Genomic DNA, 24,974 nt, shown 5'->3' with positions numbered 1-24,974 from the left:
TGTTTAAAATATTAAGCCATTGAATTGGAGATTGCAGTATATAAGAATATTTAGTGTCAGCCTCCTATGTATATTTTCATAGTCCAATTCATGATAATTTCGAAATAGTTGATTTGTTTTTGATGAAAAATTGTTTTGTGTATTGAAATGTTCGGTATTTTAATACAAACTACACGATTTGTGATTAATTGTAGCATTATTTCTGGTTTTTATTGAATTAATATAATGATAATGGTATTAAATAGATTATAATGCGGTAAAATATATGATTTAGTAATGTTTTTGTCTATATAAATTGATACTATATATTATAATAATAGCAATTGTTATATTTTTTATTGATCATTTATCAAAAAGTTGGTATTTTTTTTGAAAATATGTGTTAAATAAAAATATTTTACTGTATTTTTATCAAAAAAATAGATAAGAACAGATTTATTACTAAAAACTAGCTATCAAAATGACAACAAACAGGGTTCAAGCTTTACAAACTGTTTTAACCAGAACGATTCCTGAGGTTAAACCACCATCTGATAAAATTTCAGACTTCTATGCATCGAATATTTTTAATAATGCCAATATGTTGGCTTTTTTACCAAAAGAAACTTATGAGGCTGTTCAAGAATCTATAGAAAGCGGATCTTCCATTAGTCGAGAGGTTGCTGAAAAGATTGCATCAGCCATGAAGGCTTGGAGCATGAGCAAAGGCGTTACCCACTATACTCACTGGTTTCAACCATTAACGGGTTCTACTGCAGAAAAACATGATTCTTTTTTTGAGCCAGGTTCTGATGGTAAAGCGATTGAGAGATTTTCAGGAGACGCCTTAGTACAACAAGAGCCAGATGCATCAAGTTTTCCTAATGGCGGAATTAGAAGTACTTTCGAAGCTCGCGGTTATACTGCCTGGGATCCATCTTCTCCGGCATTTATTTTCGGAAAAACATTATGTATCCCAACAGTATTTGTATCCTATACAGGGGAGGCTTTAGATTATAAAGCACCCTTGTTAAAAGCTCTTTCCATTATGGATAAAGCTGCTACAGATGTTTGTCATTACTTTGATAAGAATATTAAAAAAGTAAGTGCTTCTTTAGGCATTGAACAAGAATATTTCCTGGTAGATATTGCATTATTTAATGCAAGGCCAGATTTGTATTTAACAGGAAGAACATTATTCGGACATGCATCTGCTAAAGGCCAACAATTAGAAGATCATTATTTCGGATCAATACCTGATCGGGTTTATGCATACATGCAGGATTTTGAAACAGAAGCCCTTAAATTAGGTATTCCTTTGAAAACCCGTCATAATGAGGTTGCTCCTTCACAATTTGAATGCGCTCCAATTTATGAAGAAATCAATTTAGCCATTGATCATAACCAGTTACTGATGGATGTCATGGATAAAGTAGCTAAAAGGCATCATTTCAAAGTCTTGCTACATGAAAAACCATATGCAGGTATCAACGGTTCAGGAAAACATAACAACTGGTCTTTGATTACTGATACCGGTAAGAATTTGTTGTCACCAGGAAAGACTCCAAAGAATAATTTAATGTTCCTTGCCTTTTTGGTTAATACAATAAAAGCGATCTACGAGCATGCAGATTTGCTAAGAGCATCCATCGCATCTGTAAGTAATGATCATCGATTAGGTGCCAATGAAGCTCCGCCAGCAATTATATCTATTTTTCTTGGAGAGCAATTGAATGATATACTGGATGAGATTGAAACCTCAAAAATATCTAAGAAAACAAAAGAAGCTGAGATGTGGCATAGCATTCCAAAGATCCCGCAAATACTTTTGGATAATACAGATCGTAACCGTACTTCACCCTTTGCTTTTACTGGAAATAAATTTGAATTAAGAGCAGTAGGTTCTTCCGCTAACTCTTCTAATCCAATGACAATTCTGAACATGATCGTTGCAGAGCAATTAATCAAGTTCAAAGCAGATGTAGATAAATTGATTGAGAAAGGCGATCAAAAAGAGGTAGCTCTATTAACGATTATTAAAAAGTATACTAAAGAATCTAAAAAGATTCGTTTTGAAGGCAACGGTTATAGTCAAGAATGGGCAGCTGAGGCTGAAAAGCGTGGTCTGCAAAATATTAAAACTACACCCAGGGCTTTAGATGCATTGGTATCAAAAGAAACTGAAAAGATCTTCGAAAAAACAGGTGTGTTTACTAAAAGAGAAGCACATGCCAGGCACGAAATCCTTTTGGAAATCTATTATAAAAAATTGCAGATCGAGGCTCGTATCATGTGCGAATTGGTAACGAATATGATCATCCCTTCAGCTATAAAATACCAATCCGATATTATTAATAACGTAAAAGGTCTAAAGGATATTGGTTTTAGTAAGGATACTTATGAGGCCCAAATACACATTATTGAGGAACTATCGAAGCATATCAATTTCATTAAAACGAATGTTTACGAAATGACTGAGGAGCGTAAAAAGGCCAATGTAATTAAAGATAGTCGCGAGAAAGCAATTGCATACGATGAAAAGGTTAAAGCATATTTTGATCCTATCAGATATCATGTAGATAAGTTAGAACTATTAATTGATGACGCTATCTGGCCACTACCAAAATTTAGAGAACTACTATTCATAAAATAAAGCATTAAAAATCTAATACTCACAAAGGTTCAATATATACTTAATTAAACAGAAGATGAAAAAATATGTACCATTCGGAGCCCTGCTTATTGCGCTTATTATAGCGTTAGTATCTCCCGCAACAGAAGTAACAACAATGACAGAAGGAACCATTGATACGGGTGATACTGCTTGGTTGTTAATGTCGGCTGCACTTGTATTATTAATGACACCAGGTTTAGCCTTCTTTTATGGAGGTATGGTTAGCAAGAAAAATGTAATTTCAACGATGTTGCAAAGCTTCGTTTGTATGGGCTTGATCACTATTTTATGGGTGGTTTTTGGTTTTAGCTTAGCCTTTGGAGATGATATTGGTGGCATCATCGGAAATCCTTCAACATTCTTTATGATGAAAGGAATGCTCGGTAACAATGTCTGGCCTGCAATGCCAACTGTGCCTATCGCTTTGTTTGCCATGTTTCAGTTAAAATTTGCAGTTATTACACCTGCATTAATCACAGGTGCATTTGCAGAAAGAATCCGTTTTAATTCTTACCTGATTTTTATTACCCTGTTTATGATATTCATTTACGCACCATTGGCACACGCTACATGGCACCCTTCAGGTTTATTAGCTGGAATAGGTGTGTTGGATTTCGCCGGAGGAACTGTTGTACATATGTCTGCTGGTTGGGCTGCATTGGCTTCAGCATTATATCTTAAAAAGAGAACAGATATTGCACATGCACCTGCCAGAATAAGTTATGTTATCTTAGGAACTGGTCTGCTATGGTTCGGATGGTTCGGATTTAACGCAGGATCTGCAGGAGGAGCTAATGGACTCGCTGCATCTGCTTTTGCAACCACAACTACAGCATCTGCCGCTGCCGCCATGGCATGGATATTCTTTGATATCTTAAGAGGTAAAAAACCTTCCGCAATGGGTGCTTGTATTGGCGCTGTTGTAGGTTTGGTAGCTATCACTCCTGGAGCAGGATATGTTACAATTCCTCATTCTTTGGTTATTGGTATTGTTGCAGCCGTTGTTAGTAACCTTGTTGTTCTTTGGAGAACACGTAAAGGAATAGATGATACATTAGATGTTTTTCCTTGCCATGGAGTGGGTGGTATGGTAGGTATGCTTTTAACAGGTGTATTTGCCACTAGTTCAGTAAACAGTGCAGTTACAACCAATGGATTATTCTTTGGCGAAACCGGATTGTTTTCTGCTCATGTTATAGCCCTTATCGCAGTTTCATTATTTGCTTTTCTGGGTTCTTTATTACTATTAAAAATAACAGATATGATCAGCACATTAAGAGTTTCTGACGATGCTGAGTTTGTTGGCTTAGACAGAAGTCAGCACGATGAAGAGTTATAGTTTTTAATTAGGTTAGTTTGTTAAGGTTGTCCTGAACAGGACAACCTTTTTTATTTCATCTTTTATTAAGAAAGATATTTTCCTACAATCGGCATCCTTCTACCCATGCCGAATGCTTTAGGAGAAACACGTAAAATGGGTGGTGTTTGATATCGTTTAAACTCTGCTGAATTGACCATTTTAATTACCCTGCTAACCAGGCCTTCTTCAAAACCTTGAGCTATGATTGCAGTAGAACTTTTCTTCAATTCAACATATTGAAAAAGTATTTTGTCCAATTGGTCATAATCAGGAAGAGAATCTGAATCTTTTTGATCAGGACGAAGTTCTGCAGAAGGTGGTTTAACGATTGAATTAACCGGTATCACTAAACCATCTTTATTAATAAACTGGGCCAATTGATAAATCTGCGTTTTGTAAACATCGCCAATTACACCTATTGCACCACACATATCACCATATAATGTACCATAACCTACTGCACATTCGCTCTTATTTGACGTGTTTAATACAATATATCCGAATTTATTAGACATCGCCATAACAAGTATCCCCCTGATTCGTGCCTGAATATTTTCTTCTGCTATATTAAAAGGTAAATTTTGGAAAGCCGGGGCAAGCATATGATCAAATACATCCGCTGCTTCCTTTATAGGTATGATTTCATGCATACAGCCAATATTATTAACCAGATCCATGGCATCATCAATAGAATGATCCGTAGAATACTTTGAGGGCATTAATACAGCCATAACATTTTCTGGGCCTAAAGCACGACAGGCCAGTGCACAAACAATTGCTGAATCTATTCCTCCCGACAAGCCAAGTACAGCTTTTTTAAATCCGGACTTCCGAAAATAATCCTTAATGCCTAGAATTAATGCATCATGAATTTGCTCAATATCAGATACAGTCTGATGCTTTATAGGTTTTAATCCCTGTAATTTATTGTCTGTAAATTCATATACCCTAATTTCTTCTTCGAAATACATCATTTCATCCAGTAAATTACCGTTCTTATCAAAAGCCAGGGAGCCACCATCAAAGACAATTTCTGTTTGAGCGCCCACTTGATTTACATATAAAAGTGGAAGTTTGTAATGGCTCGCATTTTTCGATAAAGTTTCTACCCGCTCATCATCATGTAAATAGGAGAAAGGCGAAGCTGCAATGTTGATCATCAGATCAGGCTGCTGCTTGATCAGCTCATCCATCGGGTTAGATACATATAAAGGGTTATTATTGATATTCCATAAATCCTCACAAATCGTTAAAGCAATTCTTTTGCCTTTAAACTCAATGCAATTAAAGGTAATTGCAGGTTCAAAGTAGCGGTATTCATCAAATATATCATAGTTAGGTAAGAGGGCTTTTTTTACAATGTTTTTTATATTCCCTTCCTCAATAAAATAAGCCGCATTATATAAATCTTTACCGGCAACCAGGTTGTTTTTTACTGGCAATCCAATAATACAGGCAATGCCCATGGTGTATTTAGCAATTTCCTGAGCAGACTGCTCACAAAGATCAATAAACTCTTCAAACTCTAAAAAGTCACGGGGCGGATAACCACATACTGCTAACTCAGCAAAAACAATCAGGTCTGAACCCTGCTTTTTTGCTTTAATAATATGATCTATAATCTTTTTTGTATTGTATGCAAAATCTCCTATTGTATAGTTAAGTTGTGCCAGTGCTATTTTCATTCGAGTATAAGATTGTCTTTAATAGTTTATGAACAACAGCATAAACTCATTGTTTCTTTTTATTAAGATAAGCTAAAGTTCCGTCAAAATTAATATACTTAAGGAATTATATTAATTTTGACGCTTACAAATTTATATACAATTTCTTATGAAGCTAATTTATAAAGGCAAAACTAAAGACGTTTACAGCTTGGGTGAAAATGAAGTGTTGTTAAAGTTCAAAGATGATGTAACTGGTACCGACGGAGTATTCGACCCTGGAGCAAATACAGTTGGTTTAACAATTGAAGGTGTTGGTAAATCAGGACTCAGAATGACTAAACACTTCTTTGAATTATTGGAAGCAAACAATATTGCCACTCATTATGTATCTGCTGATTTGAACGAAGTAAGTATGACTGTAAAAGAAGCCGATGTATTGGGAAAAGGTTTAGAAGTAATTTGCAGATATAGGGCTGTAGGAAGTTTTTATAGAAGATATGCTGCGTATTGTGAAGAAGCACAAAAGTTAGATGCCTTGGTTGAAGTTACCATTAAAGATGATGAACGAGGAGACCCTGTCATTTCTGAAGATACCTTAGCAATGTTAGGCATACTTACTAATGATGCCTATCAGGAAGTTAAAGCCTTAACCCAAAATATTTGCGGTTTAATTAAGTCAGAGTTAGCCAAAAAAGGATTAGACCTTTATGATATTAAACTAGAGTTTGGTAGAAATAAAACCACCGGAGAGATCATGCTGATTGATGAAATATCCGGTGGAAATATGCGTGTCTATAAAGATGGTAAATACATTGTACCTCTAGAGCTAGAAAGATATTTCTTGGGTTAACAGGCTATCTCTGAATTTCATCAGAACTCAATTTTATAACTTAAATTAGGAACAAAAAGAGCTTCTCTAAATTCATCCACTGCTTGAGTTTGGTAGTTGTATTGAAATCCTAAGAATTCTTGATGCATGGTTGCATTTAAAATTTTAAATGCAATTTCATGCGTTGACTTTGCCTTATTCATTTTATAACTTGCAGTAAAGTGACTGGTAAAAGCCGGAGAGAGCTGTTTTGAGAAAGCGTTAGTTTCATCAAAAATGGCATCTTCAGATAGTTGAGAGGCTTGTGTGTTTATTGGAGAATAGCGTTCACCTCCTTGATAGCTCAATCGTGCGTTCAACCCCAATACATTTTGTTTATTTCTACCTACCCGCCATTCTTTACCGATTAAGAAATTGAATGCATAATTTCTATTATACCGGGTATCGCGCCATATTCCGTCTCCGCCTTTATATTGTGAATTAAAGATGGAGGCTGTAAACATATAATAATAGCCTTGAGACAGGTACTTCTCCAAAGTAATATCTACTCCATAATTTTTTCCCATTCCTTCATTCTTTAAAGGTGCATTGAAAAACCAATCATTCTGTTGGTTTATTAATGAGAAGGAACTGTCTTGAATTACTGGAACATCAAACAAATGTTGGTAATAGGCTTCAATTTTAAAGTGAGTATATTCTGATAGATTTAAATCATACCCCAATACTAAATGATGTGATTTAGTAAAGTCCAAATCCTTATTAAGATCTTCACCTACATTCCCCTTTACAAAATAATAGTTTAACCGCTCTAAACGACTGTGTAAACCGTACGCAAAACTCAATGCCTGTGTTGGCGAATATTGATATTTAACTCCCACACGAGGTTCAATGGTATAATTCTTATTTAATGTGAATAATTGCCCGTTTACTCCCAGGTTCATTGTAAATCTTTCAGATAAATTTAAAGTCGAATTACTATAAGCAGAAAGAAGCATACTATGCCCGTTTTCCGAAACAAGGTTCTCTAAGGGTGTTCCAATTGGTAGGGCATTATTCAATGAAATATCATATAGCATTTCTGTGGCTGTAAGTCCTGTCTTATTGGTATGTTTTGCATTAAATTTTGTGTTGATGAATGAGTTTAATGTCAAGGTATAGTTTTTATTATTTATTCTGTTTTTTGGAAAAACAGAGAGGTCATCATCTAATCTGTCAGTAACCATGTCAAGAACGGTTGTTGTTGCAGCTAAGGTTGTTTTAATATACTGGTTGTTGTTTAAGAACAACTTATGGCTCATTCCAGATGCACCCATATATTGCTTTACATCTTGATTTTCTATATCACTATCATATTCCCATTCGCTCATATCCTTTTTTGCTTCTGCGCCTGAATCGTCGATTAACCCGATTCCCCATATTGAAAAGGTACCAGCTTTTTTTGTCGGAAAGTTAAGTTTAAAAGAAAGATCCTGATAGCTTGTACCTCCTGAATTTTCTGGTAAAAGTGGCTCTAATAAAGCTAAGGTTGAGTATCGATAATTAAATAAATAGGAAGAACGCTTTCCTTTCTTAAAAGGACCTTCTGAAGCTGCATCAATTCCTAGTAAACCCAATTGAAAAGTGTGTTCATGGTTTTGATTGTTACCATTGCGCATAAAAATATCAAATACCCCTGATAAGGCATTATTATATTCTGCTGGCATGGCACCGGTGTAGAAGTCGGAGTTGGCTAAAAGCTGACTGCTTAATGCAGTTAATCCGCCACCACCGAAAGCATCTAAATCTGCAAAATGATTAGGATTGGGAATTTCAATACCTTCCATTTTCCATTGTAAAGCCTGTGGACTATTACCTCTAACTACGATCGAGTTATTATTTGTATTGCTGGAAACACCAGCAAAGGCAGAAACCAATCTGGCCGGATCGTCAAATCCACCTGCATATCGGCTAGCTTCTTCTACACTTAACATCCTGGCACTTACAGTTGCCGTATTATTTAACGCTTGCCCTTTATTTATTGTAGGCTTAATAATAACTTCACTAAGCGTGTTTATATTCTCTTTGAGAGAGATATTCAAAAACACTTCTTTACCAGAAGTTACTTGTACTTCTTTTGCCGAATAAGATTCATAACCAACTCTTGAAGCCAGAATTGTATACCTGCCTACAACGATATCGTTTAGTATAAAGTTCCCTAAACTATCAGTGGTTGTACCATGCTGGCTATTTAAAATAACGATGCTTACAAAAGGTAAGGGTTGATTAGATGCCTCATCAATAACAATACCTCGTATACGTTGTGTCGGTTCTTGTGCTAAACCAGAAAGGTTAATAAAGACAATAAGTGCTAAAGTTGAAATAAACTTGTTCATATTAGATGTTAAAATGAATATTTGGTATTATGACAACCAATATTCATTTTACCCCTATGTAATTATTTATTTTGATTTTGCATAGGGGTAAACCCAAGGTATGTTGTCATATATTTGAATTAATAAAACACATTGATATCATAAGGGAATTTTGATAAAGTTATCGGCAGAACTTAATCCTTTGAAGGCAGATCTAGACTTTGAAGAGCTGTTTAAAGCTCATTTTAAAGCATTATATGCCTATGCATATACTTTTCTTAAGGATGAACTGGCTGCAGAAGAAATCGTGCAAAATTTATTTATGAGGCTTTGGGAAAAGAAGGAAGACCTGATGGTTCATACTTCAATCAAAGCTTTCCTATATCGTAGTGTATATAATGACAGTCTGAATTATTTAAAGCATCAGAAAGTGAAACTAAAATATCAACAACATCAGGTATACGTCATGAAAGATGAAAGCAGCGAAGCTTCAAGCAGTCGGGTACAATTAAAAGAACTCGAAGAGCGTCTGCATGAAGCCTTGAGTCGTTTACCTGAAGGTTGTAGAACTGTATTTCAGATGAGTCGCTTTGAGGAATTAAAATACCGTGAGATTGCAGATAGATTAAATATATCCATTAAAACTGTAGAAAATCAGATGGGTAAAGCTTTAAAGCTTCTAAGGCTTGAACTCATCGACTTTTTACCTCTTCTTTTTCTATTACTAAATCTTTATAAGCTATGAAACAGAAGGTGAATGAAGAGTTATTAATTAAGTATCTGGTGAACGAAACTAGTTCGGATGAAAAAGAGCTGGTAGAAAAGTGGATCGCGGACAGTGCTGAGAATGAAAAGAAATATGCTGATTTTAAATTAATATTGGAATCGAGCGAAGCTTTCGCCCTTAAGAATGAAGTCAATGAAGATGAAGCCTGGGCCAGATTTCAGAAAAGAGTTCAATCTGGAGAAATTAGTAATTCCAGTCGAAAACCAGATGGATTTCAATGGTTGAAAGTAGCTGCAATTCTTGTATTGGTCAGTGTTGGTTTATGGCTTTCTTATATTACTATTATAAATCCAAAAGGACTAAATTCTACTATTATTGTTCAAACATTCAACGAAATTAGAATAGATACCTTGCCAGATGGTTCCATAGTTACATTAAATAAGAATAGTCAGTTAAGCTATCCTAAACGGTTTTCTGGAAATAATAGAACAATCAGCCTTGATGGTGGAGAAGCCTTTTTTAATATCACTCCCAACCCATCTAAACCTTTTATTGTAAACATTAATGATGTACAAGTTAAGGTTGTCGGAACTTCTTTTAACATTAGAACAGGAAACGATCATACAGAGTTGATCGTAGAAACAGGTATAGTGGAGGTCAGTAAAAAAGATATCATTATTCGCTTAAAACGTAATGAAATGGTTGATATCAATAAATCAGATAATAGTTTCGAGAAAAAAATAAATACAGATCAATTGTATAAATATTATAGAAATAAAGAGTTTATTGCAGACGATACACCCCTCTGGAGATTGGTTGAAGTTTTGAACGAGGCTTACGATGCTCAAATTATTATTGAAGGAAATGGGTTGAAAAATATACTTTTGAATACTACTTTTAAAGACAAGTCGCTTGATGCGATATTAGATATAATATGCCAAACATTGAACATAAAAGCAGACAAAAGTGGCGAGCAAATTATTCTGCATCGTTAAGATTTTATCTTTTAATCTTCATCTGCTTTTTATTTACAAATAATGCTATTGCTCAAAATTACCTGACTCAGCTGATATCGATAGATGTTAAAGATGAGAAATTGAGTGATGTATTGGATAGAATAAGCAGGTCTGGTAATTTTTACTTTTCTTATAGCAGCAGTGTTATTCCCAAAGATAGTTTAGTTAGCATTTCCGTTAAAGGAGTAAGTATAGAAGAGGTTCTCAATAAACTTTTGAAAGGAGATTATGAATATAAAGAGGCTCCTAATTACGTTATTCTTCGTTTAGCCCCTAATCGTTTACAGTTGGTTTCTGAAGATAACCTGGAATACGATCAGATTCATACCATTACAGGGTATGTTGTAGATGATCTGACTGGTGCTAAATTAGCTAATGCCAGTGTGTATGAAAAAAGCCTTCTGCTTTCAACGCTTACAGATGAAAAAGGCTATTTCAAGCTCAAAGTAAAGAATCCGGTAAATAGCCTGTCATTGACCATCAGTAAAGAATACTATCGCGACACTACGATTGTTTTGTTGGCTCCTGTATTGATAAAACCAGGAGGTAGTAAAAATGAAAGGTATGGATATCAGCCTGGAGATGATTTACTTAAGGTTGAAAGGACCGCAATGGGCAGGTTCTTTGTTTCTTCCAAACAGAAACTTCAAAGTTTAAACTTAGGAAGTTTTTTTGCGTATACGCCTTTCCAGACTTCCATAACTCCGGGATTGAGTACGCATGGTTCTTTAAGCGGACAAGTAATAAATAAATTTTCAATAAATGTATTGGGAGGTTATACTTCAGGAGTTAACGGAGTAGAACTTGGAGGTGGGTTTAACATCAATAAAAGAAATGTCAATTTCTTACAAGCCGCTGGAATATTCAATTTGGTAGGAGGGAGTGTTAATGGAGTTCAATTAGCTGGTGCTAATAATTCGGTGCTTGATAGTGTTAACGGCGTTCAAATGGCCGGAATATACAATAAAGTACAAGGAAGTGTTCATGGCGTCCAAATGACCGGAGGTATTAATATTGCAAAAAAAGAAATCCAAGGACTTCAAATGGCTGGATTTGCAAATGTGAGTCTTGCAAAAACAAATGGTGTTCAATTAGCTGGTTTATTTAATTATTCAAGAAATTTAAAAGGCCTTCAAATCGGTTTTATTAATGTTGCCGATACTTCTTCCGGGGTAAGCATTGGGGCCTTTAATTTTATTAAGGACGGATATAAGAATCTAATTTTATCAAATACAGAGTTTAATACTATTAATGTTGGATTTAAGACGGGTAATGCAGCATTTTATACAGTCTTATTAGGAGGAGGAAATTTTATTCAGAATCAGAAAGCTTTTACCTTTGGAATAGGATTCGGACATGATTTCATTTTTAATGATCGGTTATTCCTTTCCACAGAGTTATCTACTCAAAATGTCTACCTCGGAAAATGGAAAGAGCTCAGTAATCTATATCGCGCAAAAACACTTTTAAATCTGAATATTTCAAAACGTTTTGGAGTATTTGCCGGTCCTGCTTTTAACCTGTTTGTAGATGACCGGACAGCAGCAGTTAAAGGTTATAAAGAAGACTTTCCCTTTACCAGCTATCAAGGCAAGCAATTCAGTTCAGCTAGCAATGGCTGGATAGGCTGGGAGTTTGGTATCACTTTATTTTAATTCTTTATAGGGGTGTTCTCCTTTCAGGTTGTCTCAATTAAAACGAGACAAAAATGAAAATCAAATCTATTCGTATTGCTATTATTGCAATTCTACTATTATCACAATTTTCCTTCTCTGCTATTGCACAATCTTCTAAAGAAAGGTCTGTACATGTAGGATTAATTTACCCCTTGAGCAATCATTGGACTCATGCAAAAGAGTATTCAAATATCCTTTCATTACATGCCATTGCCGGAGTATCAAAAAATGAACAAGCAGTTAGCTTAGCAGGACTCGCAAATATTATCCGGGAAGAAGCTAAGGGAGTCCAACTAGCTGGATTTCTGAACAGCTATGAAAATGGTAAAGGATTTCAATTGGCAGGTTTTGCAAATATAGCACGTGGAGATGTGCATGGAGTGCAGCTTGCCGGTTTTATTAATAAAGCAAGTAAAGTTCATGGGGTGCAGTTCGCAGGTTTTATGAATATCGCTGATAGTAGTGATTACCCAATCGGGATCGTCAATTTGATTGCAGATGGTACCAAGGCCGTCGGTATTAGTGTTGATGATGATCAAACCATATTAGCTTCTTTTCGTTCGGGTGGAAGAATCATGTATGGTATTGTTGGTCTGGGTTTTAATATTCAGAATGACAAACAACGATATGCTCTCGAAGCCGGCTTTGGGGCACATTTGTTAACTAAAAACCAATTTAGTTTAAATGTAGAAGCTGCAAACACAGCACTAATCGACTTTAAAAAAGGTATGTATTCAAAAGGGACAATCCGCTTGATACCAGCTTATAAAATTTCTAAGAATATCGAAATATATGGTGGTCCGGCAGTTAGCCATATCTTTACAAATACTCCAGAAGGAATAGATATGATCAAGAACGATATCTGGAAAGATAGTTTAAAAGATGGAGAAATGAATGCAGTAAACATTGGTTTCCTTGGCGGAATTCAGCTGTATTTTTAATGCCTGAACATTCCTTAACTCTTCTTGCTTTTCCATGTATATAAAAGTAGGAAGAAGGTAGCTACAGGCGCTAGAGCAAAAATACTAAATAACCAGGTGGCAGCATTTTGAGTTCCTTTCAGGCCTCCTGGTTCTATTAAGCCTGTAAGGTTTACTACAAGGCCAGCAAAAGCAGTTGCAATAGCAGTAGCCAAAAGTTGCACCGTAGTGATGGAGGCAGAAGCTTTCTCTCCTTCATCCTTCGGTGCATAGGTTAATACACGCGTAAGTAAATGTGGCCAGCCTATCCCAATTCCCATTCCAACCATAAGCAGGCAAATAGAGATCAAAATAAAGAATGCAGTATGGGAGAAGTCTTGCGAGGGCATAATGAGTGCCAATCCGCATAGTCCGATAAAAATGAGTCCGAGCCCCATGAAAATACTGCTTCGTACTTTATGAAGAGAAATACCTGAAAAAAGAATAGAAGCAGTAGTCCAGCCTACAGCAATAAGAACGGTTAAATAGCCAGCTAATAAAGGTGAATATTGGTGAATAACTTTGAAGAAATAAGGAATATAAATCTCCACGGCCGTGCTGCTATTTATAAGTGCAATAACAACATAAGTTGCTCCTAAAGTTTTAGTAAGATCATAGCTTCCGCGAGGTAATAAGCGGTTGGTAGCTTTCTTATCTATCTTGACAGTCCAATAAAGTAAGATAACAGCCAATAAAATACTGCCCACATTCCAGATCAAATGCTGACTTGCAGCTCCGCCAGATACAGCTAGCGCGGCTATCGTAATCAGCATAAGTTGAACCCATGGAAGATATGCTTGCTCATTTACAACAGAGAGCTTTTTTGGTAATATCTTTTCTGTTAGAATCAGCAATCCGAAGGCAATCACCATTAAGGTAACAAATGCCATGCGCCAATGACTATACTCTGCATAAATGCCACCGATAAATGGACCAATAAAAGTAGCTACACCCCACATTGCCGAGATTAAAGCCATCGCTCTGGGCCATAATCGTTCTTCAAAGATGACATTCACCATTGCATAAGACAAAGCAAACAATAACCCGCCACCAATTCCTTGTATAAATCTTCCTATTAACAATACATACATATAAGGTGCTGCAGCGCATAATAATGCTCCGGTAACAAATAGAAGAATAGCCCCACGGTAACTTATTTTAGGCCCCTTCTTCAATAAATTTCTGGAAGATAATACCGAACCTATAATAGCTGCTACAACATATACAGTAGTTGCCCACGAATAGAATGCAAGCCCACCGATATCTTCAATAACAGAAGGCATGATGGTTGTAGCAAGAAAAACATCCGTTGCATGCAAAACTACCCCTGCTGCTAAGGCAATAGCTTTTAATCCGTTTTTACCTTTGAATAATTCTTTCCAGGTTGCAGGTCTTTTATCCATTTATTTTATCCTTCGAGAAATAGCTTGAAATAGTTTTTGAATAAATAATTATTAATATCCCGATCAGGATTTTTAATCCTGCTATTACTAAAAAGCTCCTGTCGTAGCTTTCTGTTGAAAAATCATTTTGTATTGACTGAATATGATTCTTTAAGCGATAAGCAAAGTCGGGCAATGTCAAAATGATTGTTAGTAAGCCAACAATGGTTAATGCAATTTCATAGATTGTCTTTTTATCAGTAAAGAATTTTATCGGTTCTTCAAAGTCTTCCTTTTTACAAACTAGTTTTGTTACCTTCTTGGTTTTAAAAAGTAAAAGCCAGGTAAAAGCTACCAGAACGAAAAAACTACAAACTGTTGCGATGAGAATGGGTGTTTGATTAAAGTTTCCCATCATACCCGGATTATTTTGTGCTTGCATTAAGACAGTCACATAGGTAAGTACCTCTCTAAACTGTATAATTAATAAGGTCACTAAATAGAACCCTAGAATCTTTATAGCTATTTCGTAAATATCTGATTTAGTCATATTTGTTACTGAATGTAATTACTTTTTATATTCCATTTTGTACAAGTCAAACCCTTCTGCCCAATAATCCTTTTCAACTTCTTTAAGCTCAAAACCATTCTTCTGATAGAACTCATAAGTTAACTGTGTGGTTCTAACAGTAATAGTTTTTATGGATTCAATTGAACTTAATACTCCAATTCTGTACTTCAGCAATAAAGTTCCGATTTTCTTCTTTTGAAACTTAGGATGCAGAATATCCCAACTTATTATTCCTGTAGTTTTATCATTCTCAAAATTTATTCCACCACTGCCTACTATTTGATTATCGATTTCAATAACATAATATTTTTCAATCTCATTGTCTAAATAATATATCAAGTCTTTTTCTTCCTCAGTTGAGAAGTAAGAAGGTGTGTTGAGTTTTAACAAATTTACGACTTCAGCTTTGTCTGAATCTTTATATTCTTTGATTAGCACTTTATATTTCATCCTTATTTTTATCTACCGATGGGTTATATTCTATATTTTTTTAAAATTGCAACAGAGTTGTTGTCAATATAGAAACAAACATTTAATTACAAGGTCAGAAATCTATTAATTACCTGTTTCGATCTAGTTTTGATCATATTATTTTTAATCATTCTAAATAGTTATATCTTTGTCTGTATTTCTTTACTATCCTCTTAAGTCTTTCAGCGAACACAAGAAAGCCAGATAGCAATTCGTCGAATAATTGATTGATTCTTTTTAAAATGAACTTCTCGAAAATTACACTTTTGTTTTTCATTCTTTTTCTAGTGAACCCTTTTATTACTTCGGCTCAAACCGATGTTAATGAAAAGGAAGCTAGAACCCTGGTGACTTTGTTAGATTATATTGCAAAAGATTACGAAGGTGCAGTGGCGGATGGCAAAATTATTAACGAAGCAGAATTTGAGGAGATTGCAGAGTTTACACAAACTTGCATTACTTATCATGAAAATCTTGTTCCGCAGGTTAATAGCCAGGTTTTTGTAGATTTAAGAGGAGAGCTGGAGAATTTGAAGAAGTTGATTCAAACAAAAGCAGATCAAGAGTCAATAGAAACACAAGCGAGAGATATAAAAGAAAAGATCTTGGATCTGGGTCTTATAAAAATAACTCCTGATCAATGGCCTAGCTTAAAGTCGGGAATGATGATTTATAACGATAAATGTCAGTCCTGTCATGGTTCGCAAGGAAAAGGAGATGGTATTCTTGCAGGAAGTCTAGATCCGGCACCAACTAATTTTCAAGAGCCCGGTACGCTGAAAAACCTTACAGCTGTACAAGCTTATAATGTTGCAAAGTTAGGATTGGAAGGTACCGCAATGCGTTCTTTTGCTGAGCTTTCTGAAGCTGAGCTATGGGATGTTTCTTTTTACATCATGTCGCTTAGCCATCCGGAAGCAGACAATAAATTAGCAAGTTTACCTGCTGGAATTAACCTGGATAGCGTTAGTAAATGGACTGATCAGCAATTGGAAACCAGTTTAGCGAAAGCCGATCAACAGGTCACGCTTAATCAAATTCGCCATTATGAACCAGAGCGCGTTTTACCACTTGATATCGCTTCTAATAACTTAGATGCCTCTTTGCAGGCCTATCTAAATAAGGATAAAAGGCAAGCGCAGCAATTGGCTTTAAGTTCTTATCTTGAAGGTGTTGAAATTGTAGAGAATACTTTAAAAGCTGTAGATAAAAATATTGTTATTACCATTGAAAAGGCAATGTTAGCTTATCGCAATGCTTTAAAAGGTGACGATGAAGCGTTGGTTCGTTCAACATACAGCGATGTTAATGAGCTGATTATACAAGCTCAGGGAACTCTGGATAATAACTCTTATTCTTTCGGATTTACTTTCTGGGCAGCTTTATCTATTCTCCTTAGAGAAGCATTGGAAGCTCTGTTAATTATCATCGTTATCTTAAGTATTCTTCGTCCTTTGAAGATTAAGAAGGCTATTAAGTTTCTTCACCTGGGTTGGATTGCAGCATTGGTTATTGGGATAATAAGTTGGTTTTTTGTAGATCAACTTGTAAAGATCAGTGGTAGCAGCCGTGAAATGATGGAAGGAGTAGGCTCTTTGATTGCCGTATTTGTCCTGATCTTTATGGGTACCTGGCTCCACAGCAAGTCAGAAATCAAAAAGTGGAAGGAATTTATTGAAGTTAAGATCAATAAAATATCAAAGTCAGGTAATTGGTGGGGATTAATGCTCTTCTCGTTCATTGTTGTGTTTCGCGAAGCCTTCGAAGTCATCCTTTTCTTAACAGCACTTAAATTGGATATTCCGGAAGGCAGCGGCTCACCGATAGGCTGGGCTTTACTCACCTCGACTGCTATTATAATAGTTTTCACTATATTGATGATGTACTACTCAAAACGTCTGCCCATTAAACAGATCTTTAAGATCTCAGCCCTCACGATGGCAATCCTTGCCGTTGTATTAGTAGGAAAAGGTTTCTCTGCTTTGCAGGAAGCCGGGGTCATCGAGATGAGCCTGGTAAGCGATTGGCTTCGTTTTGAACCATTAGGAATCTACCCGACCGTTCAATCTTTAGCGGCACAAATAGTAACTATTCTATTAACGATTGTTTTGTGGATCTATGCCGATCGTCCAAAGCAAGACCTATCTGCCATCAAATCTAAAGAATAGAATAGCTCCACCGGGATTTACAGAATAACTCAACTGAAATCTTTTTTTAATACTTAATGGAATCCATTTTTCAACAAAATAGGAACTAAATGAATTCATAATGATTTATTTTATTCAAACAGTGGTTGAACAGTCCCCAAGCAGGGGCAAAAGGACTGTTCAACCACTGTTCAATATCTGTTTGATCTTTGTTTATTTACTGTTAGTGAGCATGATCTCCACCAGAGTTAGTCAACTTAGCTAATACAAAGAAGGCTCCTTTTGTAACGATTCTTGCATTTTTGGGTGCTTCTTCAATAAAGGTTATCTGCGTATAACCAATATCTGATTTACCAGCTATGACCGGTATTTTTGTAAAGCTTACCTCATCTGCTGAGTGATTGGGTTTCTCTAAATGATCCTCATCCACCACAAATATATATTGCTGACCTTCATGACTAACAATGGCTTCGTTGGGTACAGCATCTACTTTTGAATCATTAAATCCCATATGTGCTGTAATATTCATTCCATCAATTAAGCCGGTTTTATCGCCCGTAACCTGTGCATGTACAATGATGGTTTTACTGTTTTCTTCAAAAGAAGAACCTGTTGAATAAACGGTAGCTGTAAATTTTTTATCCGGATTATTGGTAAGAAGGAAATCGACATTTTGCCCTTCTTTGAAGCTAGCCAGATCTTTCTCGTAAACATGTAAATCGACGTGGATTTTCCTGTTGTCAATAATCTCTGCAATGGGTGTGCTGGTGTCTACATAGCTTCCGATTTGCACAGAGATGTTTCCCACAATACCGCTTACGGGAGCTACAATATTCAAGCTTGTTACTAAGTTGCCATTGTTTATTTGGGAAGTATTAATTCCCATGATTTGTAGCTGTCGCATTAATGATGCCTTTCTTGCTCTTAAAGCTTTGAAATTGGCTTCTGCCTGTTGTAGATTTTTGAGGGCTCCTGCATTTCCTTCGTAGAGGTCTTTTTGACGGTTATATTCTGTTTCTGCTAATGATTCTTGCGTGGTCATTGTTAGAAAATCTTCTTGCATCTTAATATAATCTGCATTGGTTACGGATGCTATACGCTCACCTTTATTGACGAAGTTTCCAGCCTGTATATAGATTTGTTTAATTACACCCGGGTAAAGTGTAGTTGCTTTTGCCCTGTTTTGATTAGGAACACGCAATTCACCACTTACTTTTAAGAGATCTTTTAAAACTTTTTGTTCAATCGTGTCAAATTGAATATCAACTGCTTTTATTTGTTCCTGGCTAAGTGAAACCGTATTTTCATCTTCATGCTCTTCTTCAATAGGATCATTGTTGGTCGATTCAGTTGTTTGGTTTTGACAGGATGAAAATGCGATTAGCTGAATGATAGCTAAGATTATATATATTCTTTTCATTGTGCTTTTATTGATTGATGAGGTATAGATAGTTTATTTGAGCCTGGTTATAATCGTTTAATGCCAAGAGATAGTTCTCGCGGATATTTACGGCCTGACTGAGAAATTCACTGAAACCTGTAAAGCCGATCTCCCCACTGCGATAACTCAGCTGCGCTGCTTTTATGATTTCATTGGCCTGCTTTAAACCAGAGTTTTCATAAAATTGAACAAGTTCAGATTGCTTATCAACAGCCGCTAATGCTTGCAGCTTTTGCGAGTTTAATTCTTGCAGCTGCGAATTAAGCTTTTGCTCTTCAATCGTTCTTTCTGCTTCTGCTGCCCTTACTTTATTGATTGCTGATTTGCTATTTAGCAGCGGAACGCTAACCGTTAATGCAAAACCCGACAAAGGGTTATTGAGTCCATATAGCTTTTGAGAAAAGCCACTAATAGAAAACTCGGGCATATTTGCGTTTTTTTGAAGACTGGTGTTTGATTCCGCAATCTTGATATTTTGTTGCTGTAAAACGATTAATGGATGATTTGCTTGAAGTGTATCAGCTCTAGGCATCATTCTGTCTAAGGGTGCATCTATTGGTAAATAAAGCTGCTCTTTGTTTAGGAGAACCATTAATTGTTGTTGAAGAGAGAACATACTTTGCTGGTTTTGTTTGATGAAAGTTTTCATTTCTGTCATCTTCACCTCAGCAGCGATCTTCTCAAGTGCAGCTACTTCACCGGTTTCATATCTTAGTTTGGCTGCCTGAAAAACTTCCGTATAAATGCTGTCGAGCTGATTGAGCAGCTGCTCGTTTTCCTGTAAATACCAAAGTTCATAATACACCTTTCGGACATCTCTTGTGATGGTGTTTTTTAATAATTCCCGATTAAGCTGTACGTATTTTAGTTGTTCCTGGAAGTAATTTTTCCGAGCTGCATATAAACCTGGCCATTCAAAATCTTGAGATACACCGATTTTGTAGTCACCTCTGTCATTGGGTCGTATGTCATCGTTATCGATAAAGAAGCCGGTTTTTCCTAATTCAGAAGAGGCTTTAATATCAAAAGATGCTTTATCGGTTTCAGCGTTGTTGATCTGGAATTGCAGATTGGCAGCCAATGCTGTATCGATTGCGGCTTGCAGACTAATGCGCTCTGTCGAGCTTTGTGCTTTCAGTGGCAGCTGGATACTTAATAGTGTGAGAGCTAATAAGCAAGTTAATAGCTTGGTATTCATTTTTAATTTTTTGCTTTTTGAAAAAATGATGTAAAGACAAGGTATTACGATGAGGGTTAAGAGGGTAGCAGTAATAAGTCCGCCAATTACAACAGTGGCTAGTGGTCTTTGTACTTCTGCACCTGCACCGCCGCTTAATGCCATTGGAAGAAAACCTAGTGAGGCAACGGATGCTGTCATTAAAACAGGCCGCAATCTTATTTGTGTACCTAGCAAGACCTGCTGAAATATGTTTTTGACACCTTCTTTTTTTAATTGATTGAAAGTTCCTATTAATACAATGCCATTGAGGACTGCTACTCCAAATAGGGCAATGAAACCTACACCTGCAGATATACTAAAGGGCATTCCACGTATTATTAGGGCAAAAACGCCGCCTATTGCACTGAGAGGGATGGCTGTAAAGATTAAGAGTGCTTGCTTTGCTGAATGAAATGTAAAATATAATAAAGCAAAAATCAATAATAAGGCCAGGGGTACAGCAATCATTAATTGTGCTGATGCTTCTTTTAGACTCTCGAAAGTACCTCCATAAGTATAGTAATATCCCTGAGGGAGTATATCGCTTTCTTCTAATTTTTGCTGTATTTCTTCTACTACACTTTCAACATCACGGTCTTGGATATTGAATCCTACAACGATGCGCCGTTTTCCATCTTCTCTGCTGATTTGGGCCGGTCCTTCTTTAAAGGAAACGGCAGCTATTTGAGATATGGGAATTTGGTTGCCTTTAGGAGTAGCAATTAGAAGATTTTTAACATCTTCAATAGAACCCCGATGATTGGTGTCTAAACGTACTATTAAATCGAATTTTCGTTCATTTTCGAAAACCGAACCTGCTTTCTCACCGGCAAAGGCAGTTTTAACTGTTCGATTGACTTCCTCAATGGTTAATTTATAGTTGGCCATCCGGTCTCTATCATATTCGATGGTAATTTGAGGAAGTCCGGTTACTCTTTCAATACTAGGATCGGCTACACCGGCAACCGATTGAATAACCTTGGCAACTTTTGGAGCAAGTACTGCTAAGGTATCCATGTTTTCTCCGAAAATTTTAACAGCTACATCTTGTCTGACACCTGTCATTAATTCATTGAATCTCATTTGGATGGGTTGAGAGGCTTCGAAGAAAACTCCTGGAATTACTTCCAGCTTCTCAAGCATCATAGCAGCTAATTCATTATAATCTTGCGTGGTAGTCCATTCACTTTTGGGTTTGAGTTTTACGATCAAGTCTGTGGTTTCCGGAGGCATAGGATCTGTAGGAATCTCCGCACTTCCCGTTTTGCCAACTACTGATTCTACTTCTGGAAAAGAGCGTAAGATCCGTTGAGCCTGCATCGATGTTTCGATGCTTTGAGTTAATGAACTTCCTTGCGGAAGTATGCAATGAAGAGCATAATCTCCTTCCTGTAATTGAGGGAGAAATTCTCCTCCCATACGTGAGAATATAAGAATACTGAAAAAGAATATTGCTGCTGCGATGCTTACAACCCAATACCTTAATCGTATCATTTTCTTTAAAAGAGGTGAGTAAAGCCTTTGTAAGCTCTCCATCATTTTGTCGGCGAAGGTTTTCTTATCTGATACTTTTTTGGAGAGAAATAAGGCACTCATCATAGGAATGTAGGTCATAGAAAGAATGAGTGCACCTAAAATTGCAAAGCTTACGGTTTGAGCCATTGGCTTAAACATTTTTCCTTCTGTGCCTACTAAAGTTAGGATGGGTATATAAACGATCAGGATGATTATTTCACCGAAAGCAGCGCTGTTGCGTATTTTTGATGCGGATAAATACACCTCCTGATTCATTTCATGTTGAGTGAGCGGATTGCGGTTTTTACGTAATCCGAGATGATGCATAATTGCTTCAACGATTATGACTGCACCATCTACGATTAGTCCGAAATCTATCGCCCCAAGGCTCATCAGGTTGGCGCTTACTCCAAATACACGCATCATTCCTAATGCAAATAATAGAGAAAGAGGAATGGCTGAAGCTACGATAAGACCGGCCCGCATATTGCCCAGAAATACTACCAGGACAAAAATGACGATTAAGGCACCTTCAATTAAATTTGTTTCTACGGTTTTGATTGCTCTGTCGATCAGTTCAGACCGATCAAGAAAAGCTTCAATGACAATATCATCCGGGAGAGATTTTTTGATAGTTTCCATCCTCTCCTTTACTTGTTTTACAACTTCAGATGTGTTTTCGTCTTTTAGCATCATCACCATTCCGCCTACTGCCTCTTTTTCGCCGTTATAGGTAAATGCTCCATAGCGCGTGGCATGACCAAAATCGACAGTAGCAACGTCTCCGATAAAAAGGGGTGTGTCGTTTTCGGTACTTATCGGGATGGCTTTGATATCTTCTAAAGAGGTTATGAGACCAATGCCCCGAATGAAATAAGAGCTTTGAGCTTTTTCAATATAGGCTCCACCGGTGTTTTCATTGTTGCTTTTTAAGGCATTGAAGATGTCCTGTATATTGATTCCCATAGCTAATAGACGGTCAGGATCAACGGCAACCTCATATTGTTTTAAATAGCCCCCGAAGCTATTTACTTCGGCTACTCCGGGAGTTCCGTAGAGTTGACGAGCAACGATCCAGTCTTGCATGGTGCGCAGCTCCATGGCAGTATATTTATCTTCAGAGCCTTTTTCCGGATGAAGAACATATTGATAGATTTCTCCTAATCCGGTACTAACCGGACCGAGTTCTGGCCGGCCAACACCTTCTGGTAGCTCATTTTCGGCTTCTTTTAATTTTTCATTGATTAATTGTCTGGCGAAATAGATGTCTACCTTTTCATCGAATACAACTGTAATTAAAGAAAGTCCGAATCTTGAGATTGAACGCATTTCAACCAGATCGGGAAGGTTTGCTACACTTTTTTCGATGGGGTAGGTGATAAACTGTTCTACCTCTTGAGCGGCTAATGTTGGAGTAATTGTAATGATCTGTACCTGATTATTGGTAATGTCAGGCAGTGCGTCGATTGGCAGTTTGGTTGCGCTCCATGAGCCCCAAACTATCAATAAAAGAGTAAAAAAGCCAACAACTAATTTATTCTTTATACTAAAAGCAATAATTTTATTAAGCATGAATTTGATTGAATAATAAACAATAGCAAAAGCCCGGATAAGATATCCTGTGAATTTAATTTAGAAATGCTAGGTTATTATGCAATCTTGGGTGGTTGCCACACGCTGAATTGAGCACTTAAAGGGAAGGATGTAGCTAGATTAATGGCTAGATCTGTTTTTGGAATATAGGCTGAAAGGGTAGATGAAGCATCAACTCCAGCTATGGATATACTGCAGCAAGCACAAGAACAAAATGGTGTGCAAGCTTCCTCGGTATGAGGTTTATCTGGATGGTTTCCTGAGTCTACGAGAGTTGTTTTCTGTCCAGGGTCTAAATTGCAATCTATTTGGTCACCGCAAGGCGCGATGTCCAACAGGATAAAGAAGATTGCTAAAAATATACTAAACAGTTTCATTCGGGTACAAATCTAGAAAAAGATTTTATAAAGGAGAACATACATTTGTAATCCTTAAAGTAAATAATACCATGCTAATTAGTGGAATACCATAATATTATCGTAGTTAAACGTATTTTTGTGCTATATATGAGGCACAGTATTCCCATACTTGAGATTTGTACACTTTCTGGAATAAGAAATTCAGATATTGTGGTGGAAAGGTTTGCTTCATACCTGAAAAGACATAAGAATATCCACTCTCCGCATCGGCACAATTTCTATCATATGGTGTTCTTTACAAAAGGAGCGGGTTTTCATTCCATAGATTTTAATAAATTTTCTGTTGAGCCTTATCAGATTTACTTTATGGTTCCCGGACAGGTACATAGTTGGGATTTTGAAGGTGAGGTTGATGGGTATGTGGTTAATTTTACTGCTGAATTCTTTCAGTCTTTTTTGCTTCGAACCGATTATCTTGAATCCTTTTCCTTTTTTAATGGTATAGCCGAGGATGGGGTAATTAACCTGAATGAGAGTTTGAAGGAGCCTGTGCAAGATCTTTTTGAGGATTTGATTGCTGAAAGTGATGCCGAGAATTCTTTGCAGAACGATATTATGAAAGTGATCCTACTGCGGTTGTTTTTAATGATAAAACAACAGAATTTGAAGAAGGAAATTTTTCATCAGCCGAATTATACTTTGTTAAGGAATTTTCAGAAACTCATTGAGAAACATTATACTGAATTAAGATTGCCTAAAGAATATGCAGACCTATTGTTTGTAACTCCAAATCATTTGAATTCGCTTTGTAAGGCTGTTACAGGAATGCAGGCAGGAGAATTGATTAGGAATCGGATTCTTCTTGAAGCAAAGAGATTACTGGTAAGTCAAGATATGAGCATTACCGAAATTTCGAATGAATTGAACTTTAATGATAACTCCTATTTTACCAAGTTCTTTAAAAAGCAAATAGGAATTACACCAGAAGAATTTAGAAGAAATATAGCTGAACGCACTAATAATTAGAGATAATATTGA

At 36.4% G+C, this 24,974-nt stretch carries 17 protein-coding genes; 9 read left to right on the top strand and 8 right to left on the bottom strand.

The annotated features are described in order from the left end of the window. Positions 1 to 460: 460 nt before the first annotated feature. Complete coding sequence (locus tag C8N28_RS12805; protein WP_132225522.1) at positions 461 to 2,632, top strand: glutamine synthetase III family protein; 2,172 nt, start codon at positions 461 to 463, stop codon at positions 2,630 to 2,632. 55 nt (positions 2,633 to 2,687) lie between these two features. Continuing rightward, on the top strand, positions 2,688 to 3,992 hold the full coding sequence (locus tag C8N28_RS12800) for an ammonium transporter (protein ID WP_132225520.1): 1,305 nt from the start codon (positions 2,688 to 2,690) through the stop codon (positions 3,990 to 3,992). Between the two features lie 65 nt (positions 3,993 to 4,057). Here the strand turns inward: C8N28_RS12800 and C8N28_RS12795 are convergent, their stop codons facing one another. After that, a complete protein-coding gene (locus C8N28_RS12795; RefSeq protein WP_132225518.1) occupies positions 4,058 to 5,698 on the bottom strand; it encodes an NAD+ synthase in 1,641 nt (546 codons plus the stop codon). Positions 5,699 to 5,846: 148 nt separating this feature from the next. On the opposite strand from C8N28_RS12795, the gene C8N28_RS12790 reads away from it, so the two are divergent. Next, positions 5,847 to 6,530, top strand: coding sequence for a phosphoribosylaminoimidazolesuccinocarboxamide synthase (locus C8N28_RS12790; RefSeq protein WP_132225516.1), 684 nt, complete (start codon positions 5,847 to 5,849; stop codon positions 6,528 to 6,530). A gap of 20 nt (positions 6,531 to 6,550) precedes the next feature. Here C8N28_RS12790 and C8N28_RS12785 read toward each other — a convergent pair whose 3' ends face one another. Next, positions 6,551 to 8,881 carry a TonB-dependent receptor gene (locus C8N28_RS12785; protein ID WP_132225514.1) on the bottom strand — a complete coding sequence of 777 codons (2,331 nt, stop codon included), beginning with the start codon at positions 8,879 to 8,881 and terminating at the stop codon, positions 6,551 to 6,553. A gap of 151 nt (positions 8,882 to 9,032) precedes the next feature. Between C8N28_RS12785 and C8N28_RS12780 the strand changes: the two genes are divergently transcribed. From C8N28_RS12780 to C8N28_RS12765, 4 genes are read left to right on the top strand one after another with little or no spacing between them, the layout of a single operon-like run. Then, positions 9,033 to 9,605, top strand: coding sequence for an RNA polymerase sigma-70 factor (locus tag C8N28_RS12780; protein ID WP_246012821.1), 573 nt, complete (start codon positions 9,033 to 9,035; stop codon positions 9,603 to 9,605). Further along, complete coding sequence (locus C8N28_RS12775) at positions 9,602 to 10,582, top strand: FecR family protein (RefSeq protein WP_132225512.1); 981 nt, start codon at positions 9,602 to 9,604, stop codon at positions 10,580 to 10,582. Before C8N28_RS12780 ends, C8N28_RS12775 begins: the two co-directional genes overlap by 4 nt. Next, positions 10,522 to 12,258 (top strand): STN and carboxypeptidase regulatory-like domain-containing protein, encoded by a 1,737-nt coding sequence (locus C8N28_RS12770; RefSeq protein ID WP_132225511.1) that lies wholly within the window; start codon positions 10,522 to 10,524, stop codon positions 12,256 to 12,258. Before C8N28_RS12775 ends, C8N28_RS12770 begins: the two co-directional genes overlap by 61 nt. Positions 12,259 to 12,311: 53 nt before the next feature. Then, the gene (locus C8N28_RS12765; protein WP_132225510.1) at positions 12,312 to 13,220 is read left to right on the top strand and encodes a hypothetical protein; all 909 of its coding nucleotides are present in this window, start codon (positions 12,312 to 12,314) and stop codon (positions 13,218 to 13,220) included. Positions 13,221 to 13,234: 14 nt separating this feature from the next. On the opposite strand, the gene C8N28_RS12760 is transcribed toward C8N28_RS12765, so the two are convergent. From C8N28_RS12760 to C8N28_RS12750, 3 genes are read right to left on the bottom strand one after another with little or no spacing between them, the layout of a single operon-like run. Continuing rightward, on the bottom strand, positions 13,235 to 14,641 hold the full coding sequence (locus tag C8N28_RS12760; protein ID WP_132225509.1) for an MFS transporter: 1,407 nt from the start codon (positions 14,639 to 14,641) through the stop codon (positions 13,235 to 13,237). Next, on the bottom strand, positions 14,634 to 15,170 hold the full coding sequence (locus tag C8N28_RS12755; RefSeq protein ID WP_132225507.1) for a hypothetical protein: 537 nt from the start codon (positions 15,168 to 15,170) through the stop codon (positions 14,634 to 14,636). The genes C8N28_RS12760 and C8N28_RS12755 overlap by 8 nt, the downstream gene beginning before the upstream one ends. A gap of 18 nt (positions 15,171 to 15,188) precedes the next feature. Further along, positions 15,189 to 15,641 carry a GNAT family N-acetyltransferase gene (locus C8N28_RS12750; protein ID WP_132225505.1) on the bottom strand — a complete coding sequence of 151 codons (453 nt, stop codon included), beginning with the start codon at positions 15,639 to 15,641 and terminating at the stop codon, positions 15,189 to 15,191. Between the two features lie 263 nt (positions 15,642 to 15,904). Here C8N28_RS12750 and C8N28_RS12745 point away from each other — a divergent pair, with 263 nt between their 5' ends. Next, positions 15,905 to 17,830 carry an FTR1 family protein gene (locus C8N28_RS12745; RefSeq protein ID WP_132225503.1) on the top strand — a complete coding sequence of 642 codons (1,926 nt, stop codon included), beginning with the start codon at positions 15,905 to 15,907 and terminating at the stop codon, positions 17,828 to 17,830. A 202-nt stretch (positions 17,831 to 18,032) separates the two neighbouring features. Here the strand turns inward: C8N28_RS12745 and C8N28_RS12740 are convergent, their stop codons facing one another. From C8N28_RS12740 to C8N28_RS12730, 3 genes are all read right to left on the bottom strand, one after another. After that, positions 18,033 to 19,229, bottom strand: a complete 1,197-nt coding sequence (locus tag C8N28_RS12740; protein WP_132225501.1) for an efflux RND transporter periplasmic adaptor subunit — start codon at positions 19,227 to 19,229, stop codon at positions 18,033 to 18,035. 7 nt (positions 19,230 to 19,236) lie between these two features. Further along, on the bottom strand, positions 19,237 to 23,556 hold the full coding sequence (locus tag C8N28_RS12735) for a CusA/CzcA family heavy metal efflux RND transporter (protein WP_132225499.1): 4,320 nt from the start codon (positions 23,554 to 23,556) through the stop codon (positions 19,237 to 19,239). Positions 23,557 to 23,633: 77 nt separating this feature from the next. Next, positions 23,634 to 23,954, bottom strand: coding sequence for a DUF6660 family protein (locus C8N28_RS12730; RefSeq protein WP_132225497.1), 321 nt, complete (start codon positions 23,952 to 23,954; stop codon positions 23,634 to 23,636). A 129-nt stretch (positions 23,955 to 24,083) separates the two neighbouring features. On the opposite strand from C8N28_RS12730, the gene C8N28_RS12725 reads away from it, so the two are divergent. Further along, a complete protein-coding gene (locus C8N28_RS12725) occupies positions 24,084 to 24,962 on the top strand; it encodes a helix-turn-helix domain-containing protein (RefSeq protein WP_132225495.1) in 879 nt (292 codons plus the stop codon). Positions 24,963 to 24,974 lie beyond the last annotated feature (12 nt).

The organism is Albibacterium bauzanense (assembly GCF_004339765.1).
In the GTDB taxonomy this organism is placed as follows: domain Bacteria; phylum Bacteroidota; class Bacteroidia; order Sphingobacteriales; family Sphingobacteriaceae; genus Albibacterium; species Albibacterium bauzanense.
The sequence above is the reverse complement of the archived record's forward strand: the minus strand, read 5'-3'. Positions and strand labels throughout refer to the sequence as shown.

Excerpts from the sequence above, each read along its gene's own strand:
- C8N28_RS12765 (WP_132225510.1), top strand. The coding sequence starts at position 12,312 with ATGAAAATCAAATCTATTCGTATTGCTATTATTGCAATTCTACTATTA.
- C8N28_RS12725 (WP_132225495.1), top strand. The coding sequence starts at position 24,084 with ATGAGGCACAGTATTCCCATACTTGAGATTTGTACACTTTCTGGAATA.
- C8N28_RS12770 (WP_132225511.1), top strand. The coding sequence starts at position 10,522 with ATGCCAAACATTGAACATAAAAGCAGACAAAAGTGGCGAGCAAATTAT.
- C8N28_RS12750 (WP_132225505.1), bottom strand. The coding sequence starts at position 15,641 with ATGAAATATAAAGTGCTAATCAAAGAATATAAAGATTCAGACAAAGCT.
- C8N28_RS12740 (WP_132225501.1), bottom strand. The coding sequence starts at position 19,229 with ATGAAAAGAATATATATAATCTTAGCTATCATTCAGCTAATCGCATTT.
- C8N28_RS12795 (WP_132225518.1), bottom strand. The coding sequence starts at position 5,698 with ATGAAAATAGCACTGGCACAACTTAACTATACAATAGGAGATTTTGCA.
- C8N28_RS12760 (WP_132225509.1), bottom strand. The coding sequence starts at position 14,641 with ATGGATAAAAGACCTGCAACCTGGAAAGAATTATTCAAAGGTAAAAAC.
- C8N28_RS12785 (WP_132225514.1), bottom strand. The coding sequence starts at position 8,881 with ATGAACAAGTTTATTTCAACTTTAGCACTTATTGTCTTTATTAACCTT.
- C8N28_RS12775 (WP_132225512.1), top strand. The coding sequence starts at position 9,602 with ATGAAACAGAAGGTGAATGAAGAGTTATTAATTAAGTATCTGGTGAAC.
- C8N28_RS12755 (WP_132225507.1), bottom strand. The coding sequence starts at position 15,170 with ATGACTAAATCAGATATTTACGAAATAGCTATAAAGATTCTAGGGTTC.
- C8N28_RS12735 (WP_132225499.1), bottom strand. The coding sequence starts at position 23,556 with ATGCTTAATAAAATTATTGCTTTTAGTATAAAGAATAAATTAGTTGTT.
- C8N28_RS12790 (WP_132225516.1), top strand. The coding sequence starts at position 5,847 with ATGAAGCTAATTTATAAAGGCAAAACTAAAGACGTTTACAGCTTGGGT.
- C8N28_RS12805 (WP_132225522.1), top strand. The coding sequence starts at position 461 with ATGACAACAAACAGGGTTCAAGCTTTACAAACTGTTTTAACCAGAACG.
- C8N28_RS12800 (WP_132225520.1), top strand. The coding sequence starts at position 2,688 with ATGAAAAAATATGTACCATTCGGAGCCCTGCTTATTGCGCTTATTATA.
- C8N28_RS12730 (WP_132225497.1), bottom strand. The coding sequence starts at position 23,954 with ATGAAACTGTTTAGTATATTTTTAGCAATCTTCTTTATCCTGTTGGAC.
- C8N28_RS12745 (WP_132225503.1), top strand. The coding sequence starts at position 15,905 with ATGAACTTCTCGAAAATTACACTTTTGTTTTTCATTCTTTTTCTAGTG.